General features: G+C 64.5%; 18 protein-coding genes. 15 read left to right on the forward strand and 3 right to left on the reverse strand.

Going from position 1 to position 18,759, the window contains the following annotated elements; translation table 11 throughout:
- Positions 1 to 16: 16 nt before the first annotated feature.
- The 15 genes from leuB to AWB78_RS30695 all read left to right on the forward strand — a co-directional run bounded on the left by leuB (position 17) and on the right by AWB78_RS30695 (position 16,060).
- Positions 17 to 1,084 (forward strand): 3-isopropylmalate dehydrogenase, encoded by a 1,068-nt coding sequence (gene leuB, locus AWB78_RS30630; protein WP_062610377.1) that lies wholly within the window; start codon positions 17 to 19, stop codon positions 1,082 to 1,084.
- A 146-nt stretch (positions 1,085 to 1,230) separates the two neighbouring features.
- Positions 1,231 to 1,386, forward strand: coding sequence for a hypothetical protein (locus AWB78_RS46870; RefSeq protein WP_157697676.1), 156 nt, complete (start codon positions 1,231 to 1,233; stop codon positions 1,384 to 1,386).
- 82 nt (positions 1,387 to 1,468) lie between these two features.
- Positions 1,469 to 2,590, forward strand: a complete 1,122-nt coding sequence (gene asd / locus AWB78_RS30635) for an aspartate-semialdehyde dehydrogenase (RefSeq protein ID WP_062610378.1) — start codon at positions 1,469 to 1,471, stop codon at positions 2,588 to 2,590.
- A 152-nt stretch (positions 2,591 to 2,742) separates the two neighbouring features.
- Positions 2,743 to 4,821 (forward strand): FimV/HubP family polar landmark protein, encoded by a 2,079-nt coding sequence (locus tag AWB78_RS30640; RefSeq protein ID WP_082883478.1) that lies wholly within the window; start codon positions 2,743 to 2,745, stop codon positions 4,819 to 4,821.
- Position 4,822: 1 nt separating this feature from the next.
- Complete coding sequence (gene truA / locus AWB78_RS30645) at positions 4,823 to 5,626, forward strand: tRNA pseudouridine(38-40) synthase TruA (protein ID WP_062610380.1); 804 nt, start codon at positions 4,823 to 4,825, stop codon at positions 5,624 to 5,626.
- Positions 5,623 to 6,291, forward strand: a complete 669-nt coding sequence (locus AWB78_RS30650; protein WP_062610381.1) for a phosphoribosylanthranilate isomerase — start codon at positions 5,623 to 5,625, stop codon at positions 6,289 to 6,291. The genes truA and AWB78_RS30650 overlap by 4 nt, the downstream gene beginning before the upstream one ends.
- 49 nt (positions 6,292 to 6,340) lie before the next feature.
- Positions 6,341 to 7,534, forward strand: coding sequence for a tryptophan synthase subunit beta (gene trpB, locus AWB78_RS30655; protein ID WP_062610382.1), 1,194 nt, complete (start codon positions 6,341 to 6,343; stop codon positions 7,532 to 7,534).
- Positions 7,535 to 7,545: 11 nt separating this feature from the next.
- The gene (locus AWB78_RS30660) at positions 7,546 to 8,424 is read left to right on the forward strand and encodes a DNA-methyltransferase (protein WP_062610383.1); all 879 of its coding nucleotides are present in this window, start codon (positions 7,546 to 7,548) and stop codon (positions 8,422 to 8,424) included.
- Between the two features lie 73 nt (positions 8,425 to 8,497).
- Positions 8,498 to 9,301, forward strand: coding sequence for a tryptophan synthase subunit alpha (gene trpA, locus AWB78_RS30665; protein ID WP_062610384.1), 804 nt, complete (start codon positions 8,498 to 8,500; stop codon positions 9,299 to 9,301).
- A gap of 69 nt (positions 9,302 to 9,370) precedes the next feature.
- On the forward strand, positions 9,371 to 10,243 hold the full coding sequence (gene accD, locus AWB78_RS30670; RefSeq protein WP_062610385.1) for an acetyl-CoA carboxylase, carboxyltransferase subunit beta: 873 nt from the start codon (positions 9,371 to 9,373) through the stop codon (positions 10,241 to 10,243).
- Between the two features lie 74 nt (positions 10,244 to 10,317).
- Positions 10,318 to 11,628, forward strand: coding sequence for a bifunctional tetrahydrofolate synthase/dihydrofolate synthase (gene folC, locus AWB78_RS30675; RefSeq protein WP_062610386.1), 1,311 nt, complete (start codon positions 10,318 to 10,320; stop codon positions 11,626 to 11,628).
- Positions 11,629 to 11,670: 42 nt separating this feature from the next.
- A complete protein-coding gene (locus tag AWB78_RS30680; protein ID WP_062610387.1) occupies positions 11,671 to 12,537 on the forward strand; it encodes an SPOR domain-containing protein in 867 nt (288 codons plus the stop codon).
- 9 nt (positions 12,538 to 12,546) lie between these two features.
- Positions 12,547 to 13,080 (forward strand): CvpA family protein, encoded by a 534-nt coding sequence (locus AWB78_RS30685; RefSeq protein WP_062610388.1) that lies wholly within the window; start codon positions 12,547 to 12,549, stop codon positions 13,078 to 13,080.
- Between the two features lie 142 nt (positions 13,081 to 13,222).
- Positions 13,223 to 14,770, forward strand: a complete 1,548-nt coding sequence (purF, locus tag AWB78_RS30690; RefSeq protein ID WP_062610389.1) for an amidophosphoribosyltransferase — start codon at positions 13,223 to 13,225, stop codon at positions 14,768 to 14,770.
- A 102-nt stretch (positions 14,771 to 14,872) separates the two neighbouring features.
- Positions 14,873 to 16,060 (forward strand): O-succinylhomoserine sulfhydrylase, encoded by a 1,188-nt coding sequence (locus AWB78_RS30695; RefSeq protein WP_062610390.1) that lies wholly within the window; start codon positions 14,873 to 14,875, stop codon positions 16,058 to 16,060.
- Here AWB78_RS30695 and AWB78_RS30700 read toward each other — a convergent pair.
- The 3 genes from AWB78_RS30700 to AWB78_RS30710 all read right to left on the reverse strand — a co-directional run bounded on the left by AWB78_RS30700 (position 16,057) and on the right by AWB78_RS30710 (position 18,725).
- Positions 16,057 to 16,842 carry a helix-turn-helix transcriptional regulator gene (locus AWB78_RS30700; RefSeq protein WP_374729499.1) on the reverse strand — a complete coding sequence of 262 codons (786 nt, stop codon included), beginning with the start codon at positions 16,840 to 16,842 and terminating at the stop codon, positions 16,057 to 16,059. The genes AWB78_RS30695 and AWB78_RS30700 overlap by 4 nt on opposite strands.
- Positions 16,843 to 16,844: 2 nt before the next feature.
- Positions 16,845 to 17,186: an FKBP-type peptidyl-prolyl cis-trans isomerase gene (locus AWB78_RS30705; RefSeq protein ID WP_062610392.1), complete on the reverse strand. Its 342-nt coding sequence runs from the start codon at positions 17,184 to 17,186 to the stop codon at positions 16,845 to 16,847.
- A 123-nt stretch (positions 17,187 to 17,309) separates the two neighbouring features.
- Entirely contained in the window at positions 17,310 to 18,725 is a 1,416-nt protein-coding gene (locus AWB78_RS30710) for a hypothetical protein (protein WP_062610393.1), read from the reverse strand.
- Between the last annotated feature and the right edge of the window lie 34 nt (positions 18,726 to 18,759).

Raw genomic sequence — 18,759 nt, forward strand, 5'->3', positions numbered from 1 at the left:
TAAAGGAAAGAGACACATGAAAATCGCAGTTCTGCCCGGCGACGGGATCGGTCCCGAAATCACCGCCGAAGCGGTCAAGGTCCTGAACGCGCTCGGCGAGAAATTCGAGCTGGAAGAAGCGCCCGTCGGCGGCGCGGGCTACGAGGCGAAAGGTCATCCGCTGCCCGATTCGACGCTGGCGCTCGCGAAGGAAGCCGACGCGATCCTGTTCGGCGCCGTCGGCGACTGGAAGTACGACAAGCTCGAGCGCGCGCTGCGTCCCGAGCAGGCGATTCTCGGCCTGCGCAAGCATCTGCAATTGTTCGCGAACTTCCGTCCGGCGATCTGCTATCCGCAGCTGACGGGCGCGTCGTCGTTGAAGCCCGAGATCGTGTCGGGTCTCGACATTCTCATCGTGCGTGAGCTGAACGGCGACATTTACTTCGGCGCGCCGCGCGGCCTGCGCGAAGCGCCGGACGGCCCGTTCGAAGGCGCGAAGGAAGGCTTCGACACGATGCGCTATTCGGAGCCCGAAGTGCGCCGCATCGCGCACGTCGCGTTTCAGGCGGCGCAGAAGCGCCAGAAGAAGCTGACGAGCGTCGACAAGGCCAACGTGCTCGAAACGTCGCAACTGTGGCGCGACACGATGATCGAGGTGGCCAAGGAATATCCGGACGTCGAACTGTCGCACATGTACGTCGACAATGCGGCGATGCAGCTCGTCAAGGCGCCGAAGGCGTTCGACGTCGTCGTGACCGGCAACATGTTCGGCGACATCCTCTCTGACGAAGCCGCGATGCTGACCGGCTCCATCGGCATGTTGCCGTCGGCGTCGCTCGACAAGAACAACAAGGGCCTGTACGAGCCGTCGCACGGTTCCGCGCCGGATATCGCGGGCAAGGGCGTCGCCAACCCGCTTGCGACCATCCTTTCCGCCGCGATGATGCTGCGCTATTCGCTCGGCAAGACCGAGCAGGCGGACCGCATCGAAAGCGCGGTCAAGAAGGTGCTCGAGCAGGGCTACCGCACCGGCGATATCGCGACGGCGGACGGCAAGGTCGTCGGCACGAAGGAAATGGGCGATGCGGTGCTGAAGGCGCTGTAAATTCCGGAAATCGATCGGCCGTTTGCCGTCAGAAAACGGTCGATCGTCTCTTTTTTCCGATGTTCGCGCACGATCCGCACGAATTTCCCGCAGGTGCAGCATCAGGCTCACGAAAACGCGAAAGTTTCGTGTAGACTGCAAAAATCATGGCGAAGAACTCCCAATTCTCTCTGGATTCCATCGATCGCGGCGCTGAAGCCCGCGCGACGGGTCTCGCCATCATCACGCGCATCGTGGCTGTCAAAGCCACGGCAAAAACGCGCATTACGAAAATCTCCATCAAAGCGATCACGATTCGCTGATCGTCCCTCGTGTCCGAGCGTCTTCCCCGCGCGGCCACGCCGGGTAAAGATGCGGGGAAGTGTCCACAGTCAAAGGTTAGTCATGAACGTAGGTCTCGTTGGTTGGCGCGGCATGGTCGGCAGCGTCCTGATGCAGCGCATGCAGCAGGAAGGCGATTTCGACTTGATCGAACCGGTGTTTTTCAGCACCAGCAATGCGGGCGGCAACGCGCCGTCGTTCGCCAAAAACGAGACGAAGCTCAAAGATGCAACGAGCATCGACGACCTGAAGAAGTGCGACGCCATCATCACCTGCCAGGGCGGCGACTACACCAACGAGGTGTATCCGAAGCTGCGCGCGGCGGGCTGGAAGGGCTACTGGATCGACGCGGCGTCGGCGCTGCGCATGAAGGACGACGCGGTCATCATCCTCGATCCGGTGAACCTCGACGTCATCAAGGATTCGCTCGTGAAGGGCGGCCGCGATTTCATCGGCGGCAACTGCACGGTCAGCCTGATGCTGATGGCGCTCGGCGGCCTGTTCCGCGAGAACCTCGTCGAGTGGACGACCGCGATGACCTATCAGGCCGCATCGGGCGCGGGCGCGCAGAACATGCGCGAACTGCTCTCGCAGATGGGCGCGCTGAACAATGCGGTCAAGGACGATCTGGCGAACCCGTCGTCGGCGATCCTCGACATCGACCGCAAGGTGCTCGCCACCATGAACAGCGACGCCATGCCTACCGACAACTTCGGCGTGCCGCTCGCGGGCTCGCTGATTCCGTGGATCGACAAGGACCTCGGCAACGGCATGTCGAAGGAAGAGTGGAAGGGCGGCGCGGAAACCAACAAGATTCTCGGCAAGCCCGCGATGGGCACGCCGGGCTCGATTCCCGTCGATGGCCTCTGCGTGCGTATCGGCGCGATGCGCTGCCATTCGCAGGCGCTCACCATCAAGCTCACGAAGGACGTGCCGCTCGACGAAGTGCACGGCATCCTCGCATCGGCGAACGACTGGGTGAAGGTCGTGCCGAACGAGCGCGAAGCGTCGATGCGCGATCTCTCGCCGGCGGTCGTCACGGGCACGCTGACGGTGCCGGTCGGCCGTCTGCGCAAGCTGGCGATGGGCGGCGAGTATCTGTCGGCGTTTACTGTCGGTGATCAACTGTTGTGGGGCGCCGCCGAACCGCTGCGCCGCATGCTGCGCATTCTGCTCGACAAGTAAAGTAAACTACGCGCCTGGAAGCGCGTGCCAAGACCGAAAGCGTCGCGTTTCTCGCGGCGCTTTTTGTTTTTGTGCAGTTTTATTGCAAAAGCCGTGTTTATCGAACGGTTTTTTCGCCGTATGGTTCAATTTTTGCCGTGCCCGGAGACTCAATGATCCAACGACCTCGCCGGTCTTTCCTTTCGTCGTCGCGTGCGGCGCTCGCCGCGGCAAGTCTCGCCGTTTGCGCGATCTTCTGGGCGAATCCCGGCGACGCGCTCGCCCAGCCGAGCAATACGCCGACAGGGCAAACCTACGCGGTCAAACCAGGCCAGTCGCTGAGCGATATCGCCGGCGAGCTCACCGGCTCGAAGGATCGCGACGTTCGCGCGCGTGCGGCGCGTGCGCTGTTCGATGCCAATCCGAACGCGTTCGGCAGTCACGATATCAACAAGCTGAAGCTCGGCGCGGTGCTGAACGTGCCCGCGGATCTGAGCGGCGCCGCGCCAGGCGCGGCTTCGGCGCCCGCTGCGCAGGAAAGCGCGCCCGCTGCCACGGCCGAGGCCGCTTCCGGCGGCGCTCCGGCGCCGCTTGCGCCTGCATCCGAAAGCGAGGCGGCGGTGGCGGCGGCCGGGGCGCCTGCATCGGCGGTCGAATCGCAAGCGAGCGCGCCGGAGCCTCAACCCGAAGCAGCGGCTTCGGCCCAGGCGCCTTCGAGCGCGGCCTCGGCACCCGCGCCTGCGACGGCCAGCGGCACCGGTATGGCGCCTGCGGTCATCGGGCTCACGCCGTTCATCGTCGGTGCCGTGATCGTGGTGATCGGTGCTCTGCTCTTCGGGATGCGACGCGGCAAGCGGCGCGCGGCCACCGGCACCCACGACGACGCCGATCGCGCGCCACGGACGTTCTCGAGCCTCGAAGAAGCCCAAGCGGACGCGGACCGGCGCAACGAAGCGCTGCGCACGGCGCGCGCCGCGGCGGCGACGCGAACGGCAGGCGCGGCGGCCAATCCCGAAGGTGCATCCATCGCGCGCGATCAGTCCGGGTTGGGCGCGGCTGCAGCGAGCATCGAAAACGCGGACGCGCCTCGAGCGCTCGCCTCATCCTCCGGGAACGAACTGCCGCCGACGATCGAAACGAAGCCTGCCGAACCGGCCGCACAGGCAGACCCGGCGCGCGACGAGCCGTTCGCGCCCGTCGCGCCCGCCGCCCGTCACGCCGACTTCGTTCCGCCGCCGCCCGTCGCGCCGGCAGGCGAAGCCGAGGCCCATGAGCAGCATGACCAGCACGCCCGCGAGATTGCCGCGCGCGAAGCGGCCCGCCGCGAGGCTGAAAAGTGGGAAATCGAGGAGCGTGAGGCCGCGGCGCGTCAGGCAGCGGCCCGGGAAGCCGAGGAGCGCGAAATTCGCGCGCGCGAAACCGCCGCTCGCGAAGCGCTCACGCGCGACATGGCCGAGCGCGAAGCCGAGATGCGTCAGGTGACCGAGCGCGAGGCGTTGGCGCGCGAGGCTGCGGCACGCGAAATCATCGCGCGCGAGGCCGAGCTGCGCGAGCTTCAGGCGCGCGCCGCCGAGGAGCAGGCCGCCGAGCAGCGCGCAGCCGAGCAACGCGACGTCGAGGAGGAAGCGGCGCGGGAAGCAGAGCGGTCGGGCATCGCGCCGGACGAGGAGCCCGTGGTCGCGCATCGTTTCCCGATGCCGAAGTTTCCTCAGGACGCAATTCAGGCGCTCGGCTCGCTCGAAATGGAGTTGCCGCCGCGCATGGAGCTGAGCATCAAGCCGCCAGCCACCACCGAGCCGGCGACACCGCCAGGCGGCGCGCCGTCCGGAGCGTTCGAGCCGCCGCCGGCAGGTGCGCAGCCGATCGAGCAGGCGCCGTTCGTTCCGCAGCCGGTGAGCCGGCCCGCTTCGGCGCAGCAGGCGCAGTCGCAGTTGCAGTCGGTGGCTTCGCAGATCGAGGCGGGCACGGCCGGCGCGGCGTCGGTCGCGGGTCTCGGCGCGACGAAATTCGGCCCGCTGAGCCTCGATTTCGACCTCGGGCCGGCGTCGACCTCGACCGAATCGATGCCCGCGCTGACGCCTGCGCAACTGGCGACGATCGCGCGCAACAAGCTCGAACTGGCGGCTGAATACATCGAGCTGGGCGATCTTTCCGGGGCGCGCACCTTGCTTCAGGAAGTGATCGAATCGAACGATCCGGCGACGCGCCCGCAGGCCGCCACGCTGCTGTCGACGCTCGCGCCGCATTCCTGAGATGCGCATCGCTTTAGGCATTCAGTACGACGGTTCGGCGTTTTGCGGCTGGCAATCGCAGCCGCACGGCAAGACGGTCCAGAACGAACTCGAGCGCGCCCTCGCCGAGTTCGCGCAGACGCCGCTTTCGACCGTCGTGGCCGGGCGCACGGATACGGGCGTGCACGGTATCGGCCAAGTCGTTCATTTCGATACCGATCTCGATCGCACCGAGTTCTCGTGGGTGCGCGGCACGAACGCGTTTCTGCCGGAGAGCGTCGCGGTGCAGTGGGCGAAGCCGATGCCCGACGATTTTCACGCGCGCTTCGCGGCCTTCGAACGCACTTATTTTTACGTTCTGTACGTCAATCCGGTGCGTTCACCCATGCTGGCGAAACGCGCGGGCTGGGTGCACACGCCGCTCGATGTCGGCGCGATGCGCGATTCGGCCGCGTGTCTCATCGGCGCGCACGATTTTTCGTCGTTCCGCGCGGCCGATTGCCAGTCGAAGACGCCCGTGAAGCACGTCTATCAAATCGACGTGCGCGAGCAGGGCGATTTCATCCATTTCCGCTTTCGCGCCAACGCGTTCCTGCATCACATGGTGCGCAATTTGATGGGATGCTTCGTCGCGATCGGGCGAGGCCGTCATCCGTCGACGTGGATGGCGGATGTGCTCGCCGCGCGCGACCGCCGCGCCGCCGCGCCGACCTTCATGCCGGACGGGCTGTATCTGGCCGGGGTCGGTTATCCTGAACACTTCGCGGTGCCGCCGCCGCATATCGCCGCCATGCCCTGGAGCGCAATCTGGGCAGAGCCTAAATGAACCAACGAGATTTGCATCGCACCCGCATCAAGCTGTGCGGACTGTCGCGCGTCGAGGACGTGCAACACGCCGTCGCACTCGGCGCCGACGCCGTGGGCTTCGTGTTCTATCCACCGAGCCCGCGCTCGGTGAGCGTCGCGCAGGCGGTCGAACTGGCGCGGCACGTGCCGCCGCTCGTGTCGGCGGTCGGGCTGTTCGTCAACGCGACGCCCGAATGGATTCGCGAAGTCACGGCGAACGTGCCGCTGTCCCTGCTGCAATTCCATGGCGACGAAACCCCCGAACAATGCGAGGAACTCGCGGCAATTGCGGGTTTATCCTATTGGCGCGCGCTGCGAATTGGGGCTGATGCGTCCACAAGCCATTTGATAGAATCGTCTCTCAAGTTCAAAGCCGCAGGCGGTCTTCTGCTCGACGCTCTCGTCGAGGGCTTCGGCGGCGGTGGAAAGGTATTCGATTGGTCACTTATCCCAACAGATCTCGGGCATCGGGCCGTTTTGAGTGGTGGGTTGAACGCGCAAAACGTCAGTGACGCCATTCGGCGTGTGCGCCCGTACGCGGTCGATGTCTCGAGCGGCATCGAAGTGCCGGGCGCCAAGGGCGTGAAAGATCCCGCCCGAATGGCGGCATTCGTGCGCGCGGTGCGCGAGGCGGATGCCGGGTGATTCGAACGTGAGCCGCGTTGCCGGCTCGCGTAACCGAGGGAGTGACGCAATGTACAACTTGCCAGACGAAAGAGGCCATTTCGGCCAATATGGAGGCGTGTTCGTCTCCGAAACGCTCATCCACGCGCTCGACGAATTGCGCGTCGCGTATGAGGTAGCTCAAAAAGATCCCGAATTTCAGGCTGAATACGAGTACGAGCTCAAGCATTACGTGGGCCGTCCGTCGCCGATCTATCACGCGAAGCGCTGGAGCGAAATGCTCGGCGGCGCGCAGCTTTATCTGAAGCGCGAAGATCTGAATCACACGGGCGCGCACAAGGTCAACAACGTGATCGGCCAGGCGCTGCTCGCGCGCAAGATGGGCAAGCCGCGCGTGATCGCGGAAACCGGCGCGGGCCAGCACGGCGTGGCGACGGCGACCATCGCGGCGCGCTTCGGCATGGAATGCGTGGTCTATATGGGCGCCGAGGACGTGCGTCGCCAGGCGGCGAATGTCTATCGCATGAAGCTGTTGGGCGCGACGGTCGTGCCGGTCGAATCCGGTTCGAAGACGCTCAAGGACGCGCTCAACGAAGCCATGCGCGACTGGGTGACGAACGTCGAGAACACGTTCTACATCATCGGCACGGTAGCGGGTCCGCATCCTTATCCGATGATGGTGCGCGACTTCCAGCGTGTGATCGGCGACGAATGCCGCGTGCAAATGCCGGAAATGGCTGGCCGCCAGCCGGACGCGGTAATCGCGTGCGTGGGTGGCGGATCGAACGCGATGGGCATCTTTTATCCGTATATCGACGATAAAGACGTCAAGTTGATCGGCGTAGAAGCGGCGGGCGATGGCATCGATACGGGCCGTCACGCGGCTTCGCTGATGGGCGGCAGCCCCGGCGTGCTGCACGGCAACCGCACGTACCTGCTTCAGGACGAGAACGGCCAGATCATCGAGACGCATTCGGTGTCGGCAGGGCTCGACTATCCGGGCGTCGGTCCGGAGCACGCGTGGTTGAAGGACGCGGGCCGCGCGGAGTATGTCGGCATCACCGACGAGGAAGCGCTCAAGGCGTTCCACGACTGCTGTCGCATCGAGGGCATCATCCCGGCGCTGGAATCGAGCCACGCGCTCGCCTACGGTGCGAAGCTCGCCAAGACGCTGCCGCGCGACAAGGTGCTGCTCGTCAATCTGTCGGGCCGGGGCGACAAGGACATGCACACGGTCGCCGAGCGATCGGGCATCCAGTTCTGAGCCTCCGATAGATGCGCACCGTCATCGACGAGCCGTTGTCCGTCGGCGCTCTCCAGGGCGCCGGCAGCGACATCCGCAACCGCGACTTCCTGGTCGATGCCGAAACCATTCCCGACGCGTCGATCGATCTGATCGTCGCGGACCCGCCCTATGGCCTGGGCAAGGATTACGGGAACGATTCGGACATGCTGTCCGGCGACGCCTTTCTCGAGTGGACGTACCGCTGGCTGGATCTGGCGATTCCGAAGCTCAAGGCGAGCGGCTCGCTGTACATCTTCTGCACGTGGCAATACTCGCCCGAACTGTTCGTGTTCCTGAAACGCCGTCTTTTGATGATCAACGAGATCGTCTGGGACCGGCGCGTGCCGAGCATGGGCGGAACGACGCGCAAATTTACGTCAGTGCACGACAACATCGGCTATTTCGCGGTATCGAAGGATTACTACTTCGATCTCGATCCGGTGCGCATCCCTTACGACGCAGAGACGAAAAAGGCGCGCTCGCGCAAGATCTTCGAAGGCAGCAAGTGGCTGGAGCTCGGCTACAACCCGAAGGATGTCTGGTCGGTATCGCGGCTGCACAGGCAGCACGCGGAACGCGTCGATCATCCGACGCAAAAACCGCTGGAGATCGTCGAGCGCATGGTGCTTGCGAGCTGTCCGCCGGGAGGCCGCGTGCTCGATCCGTTCATGGGCAGCGGCACGACGGGCGTCGCGTGCGCGCGTCACGGCCGCCAGTTCACCGGCTACGAGATCAACGCGGATTACTGCGCGATTGCCGAGAGCCGGATCGCCGAAGCGCGCGCCGCGCGCCTGCAGCCGGAAAAGCCGGAACGCGCACGCCGCAAGGCGCTGGTGACGGCACCCGAAGCCGCGCAAGCTGCCGAATAGCGCCTTTTCGCCGCTGATCGCGTCAGATGCGCTCATGGCATCGACGCCAACGAATACGACTACGAGAAATCTCATGTCCCGTATAAAGAACACATTTGCGGCGCTGGCCGCGCAGGGCAAGAAAGGGCTGATTCCGTTCATCACCGCGGGCGACCCGAATCCGGAGCAGACCGTCGAGTTCATGCACGCGCTGGCGAAGGGCGGCGCGGACGTCATCGAGCTGGGCGTGCCGTTTTCCGATCCGATGGCCGATGGCCCCGTGATCCAGCGCTCGTCCGAGCGCGCGCTCGCACGCGGCGTGACGCTGAAGAGCGTGCTCGCCGACGTCGCGCGCTTCCGCGAAACCGACGACAAGACGCCCGTCGTGCTGATGGGCTACGCGAATCCGATCGAGCGCATGGGCGCCGAAGCTTTCGCGAAAGCCGCGAAGGAGGCCGGCGTCGACGGCGTGCTGGTGGTCGATTACCCGCCCGAGGAAGCCGAAGACTTCGGTGCGTCGATGCGCGCGGCCGGCATCGATCCGATCTTCCTGCTCGCGCCCACGTCGACGGAAGAGCGCGTCGCGGCGGTCGGCAAGATCGCGAGCGGCTATGTCTACTACGTTTCGCTGAAAGGCGTAACCGGCGCGGCAAATCTGGACGTTTCCAGCATCGCGAGTAAAATCCCGGCCATCAAGTCGCATGTGCCTCTGCCGGTCGGTGTCGGTTTCGGCATCCGCGACGCTCAGACCGCACGCGCCGTCGCCGATGTCGCGGACGCCGTGGTCATCGGCAGCCGTCTCGTGCAACTGCTCGAGGACGCGAAGCCGGACACCGCGGCCGCGTCGCTGACGAGCTTCATCGCCGAAATTCGTCAGGCGCTCGACGCCGCACAGTAAAATACGCGCCGCCGCGTTCCGCTCGCTTTCGAGCGCCGCGCGGCGCCCCCGATCAGTCAAGGAAAAACGATGAGCTGGCTCGACAAACTGCTGCCGCCGAAGATCAAGCAAACCGATCCCAAGAGCCGCAAGGGCATTCCCGAAGGCTTGTGGGTGAAGTGCCCGGCGTGCGAGGCGGTGCTGTATCGCAACGACGTCGAGGCGAACCTGCATGTTTGCCCGAAGTGCAGCCATCACATGCGTATCGGCGCGCGCGAGCGGCTCGATCGCCTGCTCGATCCGGAAGGCCGCTACGAAATCGGCCAGGAAGTCGTGCCGGTCGACGCGCTCAAGTTCAAGGACAGCCGCAAGTATCCGGATCGCATCAAGGAAGCGATGGAGGATACCGACGAAACCGACGCGATGGTCGTCATGGGCGGCGCGATCCACACGATTCCGTGTGTCGTCGCGTGCTTCGAGTTCTCGTTCATGGGCGGCTCGATGGGCTCCGTGGTCGGCGAGCGCTTCGTGCGCGGCGCGCGCAACGCGCTGGAACAGAACGTGCCGTTCATCTGCTTTACCGCTTCGGGCGGCGCGCGCATGCAGGAAAGCCTGCTTTCGCTCATGCAGATGGCCAAGACCACCGCGCTGCTGACCAAGCTCGCCGATGCGAAGCTGCCGTTCATCTCCGTTCTGACCGACCCGACGATGGGCGGCGTGTCCGCGAGCTTCGCGTTCCTCGGCGACGTCGTGATCGGTGAGCCGAAGGCGCTGATCGGCTTCGCCGGCCCGCGCGTGATCGAGCAGACCGTGCGCGAAAAGCTGCCGGAAGGCTTCCAGCGCGCCGAATTCCTGATGCAAAAGGGCGCGATCGACATGATCGTGGATCGCCGCAAGATGCGCGAAGAACTCGCCCAGTTGATGGCGCTGATGACGCGGCAGCCCGCCGACTCGGTCGCCTGAGTCAACGATAGGCAGCGCCGCGCCGCGCGTGAACTCAGGTTCCGCGCGGCGTTTTTGCTTTCTCGATCTCGAAAATGAACACATTTCCCACTCTCGACGCGTGGCTTGCTCATCTGGAAGCAGCGCATCCGGTCGGCATCGACATGGGCCTCGCGCGCATCGGGCGCGTGAAGGACGCGCTGGGCCTGAGCTTCGCATGCCCGGTCATCACGGTCGGCGGCACGAACGGCAAGGGCTCGACGTGCGCGATCATCGAAACGATCCTGCTGCGCGCGGGTTATCGCGTCGGCTGCCATACGTCGCCGCATCTGCTGGCGTTCAACGAGCGCGCGCGCATCGACGGCGCCGAGGCATCGGATGCCGATCTGCTGGAGCACTTCGAGGCGGTCGAAAAGGCGCGCGTGAGTCTGCCGGAGCCGGTCTCGCTGACCTACTTCGAATTCACGACGCTTGCGATCCTGCATCTCTTCGCGTCGCGCGGGCTCGATGCGGTTGTTCTGGAAGTGGGGCTCGGCGGGCGTCTCGACGCGGTGAATATTGTCGATACGGACTGCGCGGTGATCACGAGCATCGATATCGACCATACGGACTATCTCGGCGATACGCGCGAGAAGATCGGCTTCGAAAAGGCCGGCATCTTCCGGCCGGGTAAGCCCGCGGTGTGCGGCGATCCTTCGCCGCCGCAGAGCCTCATCGATCACGCGGAAGCGATCGGCGCGGATTTGTGGCTCGTGGGACGCGATTTCCGCTACGAGGCGCAGCCGGGCAACGAGCGCCAGCAGTGGAGCTATATCGGCCGCGAGCAGCGGCGCTCGGCGCTGGCGTATCCGGCGCTGCGCGGTGCGAATCAGCTGATCAACACGTCGGCGGCGCTGGCCGCGCTCGAAGCGCTGCGCGACCGGCTGCCGGTTTCGGCGCAGGACATCCGTCTCGGGCTTGCCAACGTGGAATTGGCGGGACGCTTCCAGGTGCTGCCGGGCAAGCCGCAAATCATTCTCGATGTTGCGCACAATCCTCACGCTGCCGCGGTTTTGTCGCAAAATCTCGGCAACATGGGCTATTTTCCGTACACTTACGCGGTATTCGGCGCGATGGGCGACAAGGACATCGAAGGCGTCGTGAAGCAGTTGAAGGGCGAGATCGATCACTGGAACGTCACCGCGCTGCCCACGCCGCGCGCGGCATCGGCGGAGCAACTGGAACACGCGTTGCGCGATGCCGGTGTCAACGAAGGCCCGGACAGCAGCGTTTCTCGTTTTGAAACGCCTGCCGCTGCTTTTCAAGATGCGTTAAGCCGGGCGTCCGAAAATGATAGAATTTTGGTTTTCGGCAGTTTCTACACGGTGGCCGGCGTCATGGCCTTCCGCAAATCGCAGCATCATTGAGTAGCATCACCTAGACGGTCGGCCGTCAGCACCAAGCGATACATGGGACTCTTTTCGTTCGGCAAGAAAGACGACTCCGGTCGCGACGCATATTCCGATTCCCCGCGCGGCTCGCGTCATACGGTCCGCACGGAACGCCGCACGCGCAGGTCCGACCGTAGCGAACGCACCGACGCCGACGCGATGATGCTCGATCCCACCCTGCCCGAAAAGCAGCGCGCGCGGCGCAGGCTCGTCGGCGCCATCGCGCTGGTGCTGGCCGCCGTCATCGTCCTGCCGATGGTGCTGGATTCGCGGCCGAAGCCCGTCACCGACGATATCTCCATCGACATTCCCAATCGCCCGGCGCCCGCCGCGAAGCAGTCGCGCGACGCGAACGACGCCGACACGCAAGCCGGCGTCGCACATGATGCGCCTGCGGGCGCATCGGGCAGCGTTGCCGCTGGCGTGACGCAGCCGCAGGCCGCGGCAGCAACCAAGCCCGAACCCAAGGAACAGGCCAAGCCCGAAGCGAAGGCGGAAGCCAAGCCCGAAGCGAAGCCGTCGAAACCCGCCGCCGTCGCGAGCCAGAACGCGAAGCCGCCGGCTGCCGAGCCTTCCGAGGAAGCGAACGCGAACACTGCCGCCAACGCGGCCGCGGGCGCCGCGAACACGCCGTCGTCGCCGGCGGGCAGCCGCTTCGTGCTGCAGATCGGCCAGTTCGACGACGAAACCGCCGCGCAGAACTGGGTCAACAAGTTGAAAGCCGCGGGCGTGCCCGCATATCTCGAACATCGCAAGCTTTCGGACGGCGCGACCAAATCGCTGCTGCGGGCGGGACCGTTCCCGGATCGCGCATCGGCGCAGGCTGCGCTCGTGAAGGTACGCCAGGCCGGTCTCGGCGGCGGCTCGCGGTCGGCATCGAACTAAGCAGATTCGATGTTCACCGCTTTCGACTACGCCGTGATGGCCGTGATCGGCCTGTCCGCGCTGCGCGGCATGTGGCGCGGTCTGCTGGCGGAGGCGTTCGGTCTGGTCGGCTGGATCGCGGCCATTCTGATCGCCGGGCGCTTCGTCGGGCTCGTCGTGCCCTATATTCCGGCAACGTGGCCGGGCGGGGCGCTGACGCAATGGCTGGTGGCGTTCGTGCTGGTGGTCGCGGCCGTGCTGCTCGTGTCGAGCGTGCTGTCGGCGCTTTTGACGCGCATCACGGAAGTGACCGGCCTGCGCGGCGTGGACCGCTCGCTCGGCCTGCTGTTCGGCCTCGTAAGAGGGGCTATATTGGTAGTGATTCTGGTCGCCCTGGCTGGCTTGACCGAACTGCCTCAGAACGATTTTTGGCGCAATGCGCTGCTGCGGCCGATGGCCGAGCAAGGCGTGCGCGAATTGAAACCGCTGCTCCCCGATACGCTCGCCGCGTACGTGCATGTCGCTCCCGATCCGAGCGTCCTGGCGCCAGACGCCGCACAATAGACGAACGGCTTGCTACACGAGGACCGCGCGACGGCTCGAAGACCGCTCGACCCGGCCTGATTCTGGCTGGATGTCGGGAGAAGCGTCGGCGGAGCCGGCCAACGCCTTGTCTACCCGTTTCGACTCTTTGAAGGACCATGCCATGTGCGGCATCGTAGGTGTAGTTTCCCAAAGTCCCGTCAATCAGCTGATCTATGACAGTCTGCTCCTGCTGCAGCATCGCGGCCAGGACGCGGCGGGCATCGCCACGGCGAACGGCAATAACTTCCACATGCACAAGGCCAATGGCATGGTGCGCGACGTGTTCCGCACGCGCAACATGCGCAGCCTGCCGGGCAATGTGGGCATCGGTCAGGTGCGTTATCCGACCGCCGGTTCCGCATCGAGCGAGGAAGAAGCACAGCCGTTCTACGTCAACGCGCCGTTCGGCATCATCCTCGCCCATAACGGCAATCTGACGAACTGGATGCAGCTGAAGGACGAGATGTTCCGCATCGACCGCCGGCACATCAACACCGCATCCGACACCGAAGTGCTCCTCAACGTGTTCGCGCACGAACTGCAGCTCGCCAGCTCGGGTCTGCAGCTCGATGCCAACGCGCTGTGGAAGGCCGTCGCGGGCGTGCATCGCCGCGTGAAGGGCTCGTACGCGATCGTCTCGCTGATCGCGGGCTACGGGCTCGTCGCGTTCCGCGACCCGTTCGGCATCCGTCCGCTCGTGCTCGGCAAGCTGGAAACGTCGACGGGCGTCGAGTGGATGGTCGCGTCGGAATCGGTGGCGATCGAAGGTATCGGCTTCGAATTCGTGCGTGATGTCGAGCCGGGCGAAGCGATCTTCATCGACGCCGAAGGCAACCTGCACAGCCATCAATGCGCCGAGAAGCCCGAGCTCAATCCGTGCATTTTCGAGCTCGTGTATCTCGCGCGTCCGGACTCGTGCCTCGACGGCGTGCCGGTCTACAACGCGCGCCTGCGCATGGGCGACTATCTGGCCGAGAAGATCAAGCGCGTGCTGCCCGATGTGCCGATCGACGTCGTGATGCCGATTCCCGATTCCTCGCGCCCCGCCGCGATGCAGGTGGCCGCGAAACTGGGTGTCGAGTATCGCGAAGGCTTCTTCAAGAACCGCTACGTGGGCCGCACCTTCATCATGCCGGGCCAGGCGGTGCGCAAGAAATCCGTGCGCCAGAAGCTCAATGCAATGGGCATCGAGTTCAAGGGCAAGAACGTGCTGATCGTCGACGATTCCATCGTGCGCGGCACGACCTCGCACGAGATCGTGCAGATGGCGCGCGATGCCGGCGCGAACAAGGTGATCTTCGCGTCCGCCGCGCCGCCGGTGAAGTTCCCGAACGTGTATGGCATCGACATGCCGACGCGCGGCGAACTCGTCGCGCATGGCCGCAGCGATGAGGAAGTCGCGCGCATGATCGGCGCGGACTATCTCGTGTATCAGGACGTGGAAGACCTGAAGAGCGCGATCCGCGACATCAACCCGAAGCTGCACGAATTCGAAGCCTCATGCTTCGACGGCAACTACATCACCGGCGACGTGACGACCGATTATCTCGATCGCATCGAGTCCGCGCGTCTCGCGCCGCAATCGCAGTCGGATCGCGATGCGGCAAGCGATGCGCAAGAGGGCGGCATGGCGCGCTCACAGTTGCACCTGCAACTATCGGTGGAATGATGCGCCGATAGCGCTTCGGTTGCAGTGCCGAACGAGCCCGCTTCGTCGATCGAGACAAGCGGGCTTTTTTGCGTCGCGAGCCTGAAAACAAGGGAGAAAAACATGGAAGACAACCTGAGCTTCGATACGCTCGCCGTGCGCGCCGGAACCTTGCGCAGCGAGTTCAACGAGCATGCTGAAGCGCTCTTTCTCACGTCGAGCTTCTGCTTTTCGAGCGCCGCCGAAGCCGCCGAGCGCTTCAAGAATGCCGAGGAAGCGTACACGTATTCGCGCTTCACCAATCCGACCGTCACGATGTTCCAGAACCGCCTCGCCGCGCTCGAAGGCGGCGAGGCATGCATGGCGACGGCATCGGGCATGTCGGCGATATTGTCGGTCGTGATGGCGTCGATGCAGCAGGGCGATCACATCGTGAGTTCGAAGAGTCTGTTCGGCTCGACGATCGGCATGTTCACGCAGATCTTCCCGAAGTTCGGCATCACGACGACCTTCGTCGATCCGACGAATCTCGACGAATGGCAAGCCGCCGTGAAGCCGGAGACGAAGATGTTCTTCCTGGAGACGCCTTCGAACCCGCTGACGGAAATCGCGGATATCGAAGCGATCGGCAAGGTCGCGAAAGCGGCGAACGCGATCTTCGTCGTCGATAACTGCTTTTGCAGCCCCGCCTTGCAGCAGCCGCTCAAGTTCGGCGCGGACGTCGTCATGCATTCGGCCACGAAGTTTCTCGATGGCCAGGGCCGCGTGCTCGGCGGCGCGCTCGTCGGTTCGAAGCGCCTCATCATGGAGACCGTGTTTCCGTTCGTGCGCAGCGCCGGCCCGACGATGTCCGCGTTCAACGCCTGGGTGCTGCTGAAGGGCATGGAGACGCTCGCGCTGCGCGTCGAGAAGCAATCGGCGAATGCGCTCGAGATCGCGCGCTGGCTCGAAGCGCATCCGGCCGTGAATCGCGTGTTCTATCCTGGGCTCGAATCGCATCCGCAGCACGCGATCGCGAAGAAGCAGCAGAAGGCGGGCGGCGCGATCGTATCGTTCGAGTTGAAGGGCGACACGCAGGAAGCGCAGCGCGCGAACGCATGGCGCGTGATCGACGGCACGAAGCTGTGTTCGATCACCGGCAATCTCGGCGACACGCGCACGACGATCACGCATCCGTCGACGACGACGCATGGACGTCTCGCGCCCGAAGTGCGCGAAGCGGCGGGCATACGCGAAGGGCTGATCCGTCTAGCGGTGGGCCTCGAAGACCCGGCGGATATTCGCGCCGATCTCGCGCGCGGTCTGGGTTAAATGTCGCGCGCGGACCTGAAGTCGCCGTTGCGCCATTGGCCCGGCGCGATGCCGAAGCGTTTCGAGAACGCGTGCGTGAACGCGCTTTGATCGGCGAAGCCGATATCGAGCGCGATATCGGTGAGCGACGCGCGCGGGTCGGCGAGCAGCGTCAACGCCGTGTCGAGCCGCAGGCGATGCAGATAGCGATGCGGCGTCTCGCCGAACGCTTCGTTGAAGAGTTGATGAAAGCGCCGCATGCCGAAGCCGCAGTGCGCGGCGAGATCGGCGATGCGCAGCGGCTCCGACAGATGCAGGCGCAACCATCGGTCGATGCGCGTGAAGTCGAGGCCGCGCATCATGTCGATGGCATCGTCCGTGTCATGCATCAGCGCGCCGCACAAATGCGCGGCCGCCTGCCATGCGAAGCGGTCGGTGAGGCGCGTGTCATCGAGATGCACGCCGCGCGCGATATCGGCGACGGCTTGCGTGACGCGTGGATCGATTGCGATCGCGCGTGCCCGCTCGAAGTAGCGCTCGGGCACCGCGACGGAAGACGCCGGCAGATCGAGCACGAGCTGGCGGTTGTCGCTGTCGGCCCAGTAATCGTGACGCGCCCCCGCCGGGATGATCCACGCGCCGCTGCAGTCGATGCGCGCGCCGTTGCCGTCGACGGCCATTTCCATCGACCCGTCGAGGCCGAGCACGATCTGATGAAAGTCGTGCACGTCCGACGCCTGGCGCCCGTCGTAACGGCGCAGCGATACGGCGGGACGATGCAGCGGCGCGCTCATGCGGGAAATACTCAGACGTCCAGCAGTTCCACTTCGAACACGAGCGTGGCGTTCGGCGGAATCACGCCGCCCGCGCCGCGCGCGCCATAGCCGAGTTGCGGCGGAATCGTGAGACGGCGCACGCCGCCCACCTTCATGCCCTGAACGCCTTCGTCCCAGCCCTTGATGACCATGCCGCCGCCCAGCACGAAGGCGAACGGGTCGTTGCGGTCCTTGCTCGAATCGAATTTCTGGCCGTCCGTGAGCCAGCCCGTGTAGTGCACGCTGACGGTTTTGCCCGCGACGGCTTCGGCGCCGCTGCCAACGGTGACGTCTTCGTACTTGAGACCGGAATCGGTCGTGACAATCGACATGGTTGCTCCCTGGTTGCCCGGCCATCGACGATGGATGAGCCGGTGGTCGAAACCGTCATTGTAGAACGTCGAAGGGAAGCGGGGCGGCGCCCGCAGGCGCCGCCTTCATGGCATGTGCGTGTTTCAGAGATGACGACCGTGCGGACCGAAACGCGAGCCGATGCGCGGCCCGATTTCCGGCTTCACGTTGCGGCCGATCGCGGTGCCGATCGAGGCGCCGTGCTGCGAGTCTTCCATCGCGGCGGCGGCGGCCTTGTCGCCGAGCTGCCGTTTCGCGAGCTTGAGCGCGCGCACGCGCACGTAGGCCAGCGCGATCAGGGTCCACGGCGCGAGATACGCGAACTCGGGCACGGACACCATCATCATCGTCCAGGTCGCGGCGCAGCACTGGCGCAGCGCCATGCCACGCGGGTCCCAGTCGAGCTTGAACGCGGGATAGAGGATCAGCGCGCTGATGAAAACCGTGCCGATGACGCCGTTATTGACGAGCAGCGTCGAGAAAAGATCGAACGAACGGATATAGCCGAAGCCGACGCCGAAGAGCTGATTGAGCGGCGCCAGATGGAACCACAGCCGCATTGATTCGAAGAACTGCAAGCTGCGGTCCGAGCCCGATTCGGTCTTCTGCTCGAGCTTGTCCGTCACCATCTGCTTGAAGAGATCGGCGATATAGTCCTGCAGGATATAAGCGATGATGCACAGCACGAAGACGCCGATCAGCGCCTTGATCGGATCGATGCCGAGCTTGCGGATGCGGATGAGCGAATACACCGCATAGCCGATCAGCACCGTGGACGAAGTCGTCATCAGCAGCGACAGGCCGATGATCCATACCGGCCAGCGCAGGCGCGAGGTCGCGTTGAAGTAGACCCAGCACGGGAAGATGGACATCGCGTACATCGACGGCTCGCCGGTCAGCGCTTTCAGACGCTGGATCGGAAAGCCCTTGATCTCGATCTGCTGGAACGAACTTCCGTTCACCGTGCCGTCCGAACGCACGATGCCCTTGCCGAACTGATCGCCGAATGCACGGTTCGAGATGAAGTCGCCCGGCTTGCCGGTCACGATGTAAAACGCCACTTCGTACATGCCATAGAGCGCGAACAGCGTGACGGCCGCGAGAATCCACTGATCCCACGTCGGCTTGTAGTAGTTGTAGACGTAAGCCACGTAGAACACGACCGCCGCCACGTAGATGGACTGCGTGAACATCGTCTTGCGCATGACGAACGTAAAGGGATCCTTGTCGTCGACGAGCAGGATCTTGCTGAAGTCGGGATCGAAGGGCGCCATCACGTCCGCAAGTTGCGTCGTGCACAACATGATGAGCCAGACGAGGATCGCCGCGCCCACGAAATGCAGCCAGCTCTTGCGCGCGCGCCCGCCGAACAGCAGTACGAGCGGCACGGAAAGAAAGCACATCAGATAGCCGATCGTCGTGCCCTGTATCGATGGCATGACGAGAAACGACGTCACCGGCATCGCGAAGGCCCAGATTCGGTAGTAGAGGTCGGTCAGCGCCGCTTTTTCTTTCATCATCGAATATCGAAACGTGCCTCAGAACGTGAAGCGC

Source organism: Caballeronia calidae (genome assembly GCF_900044055.2).
Lineage (GTDB): Bacteria > Pseudomonadota > Gammaproteobacteria > Burkholderiales > Burkholderiaceae > Caballeronia > Caballeronia calidae.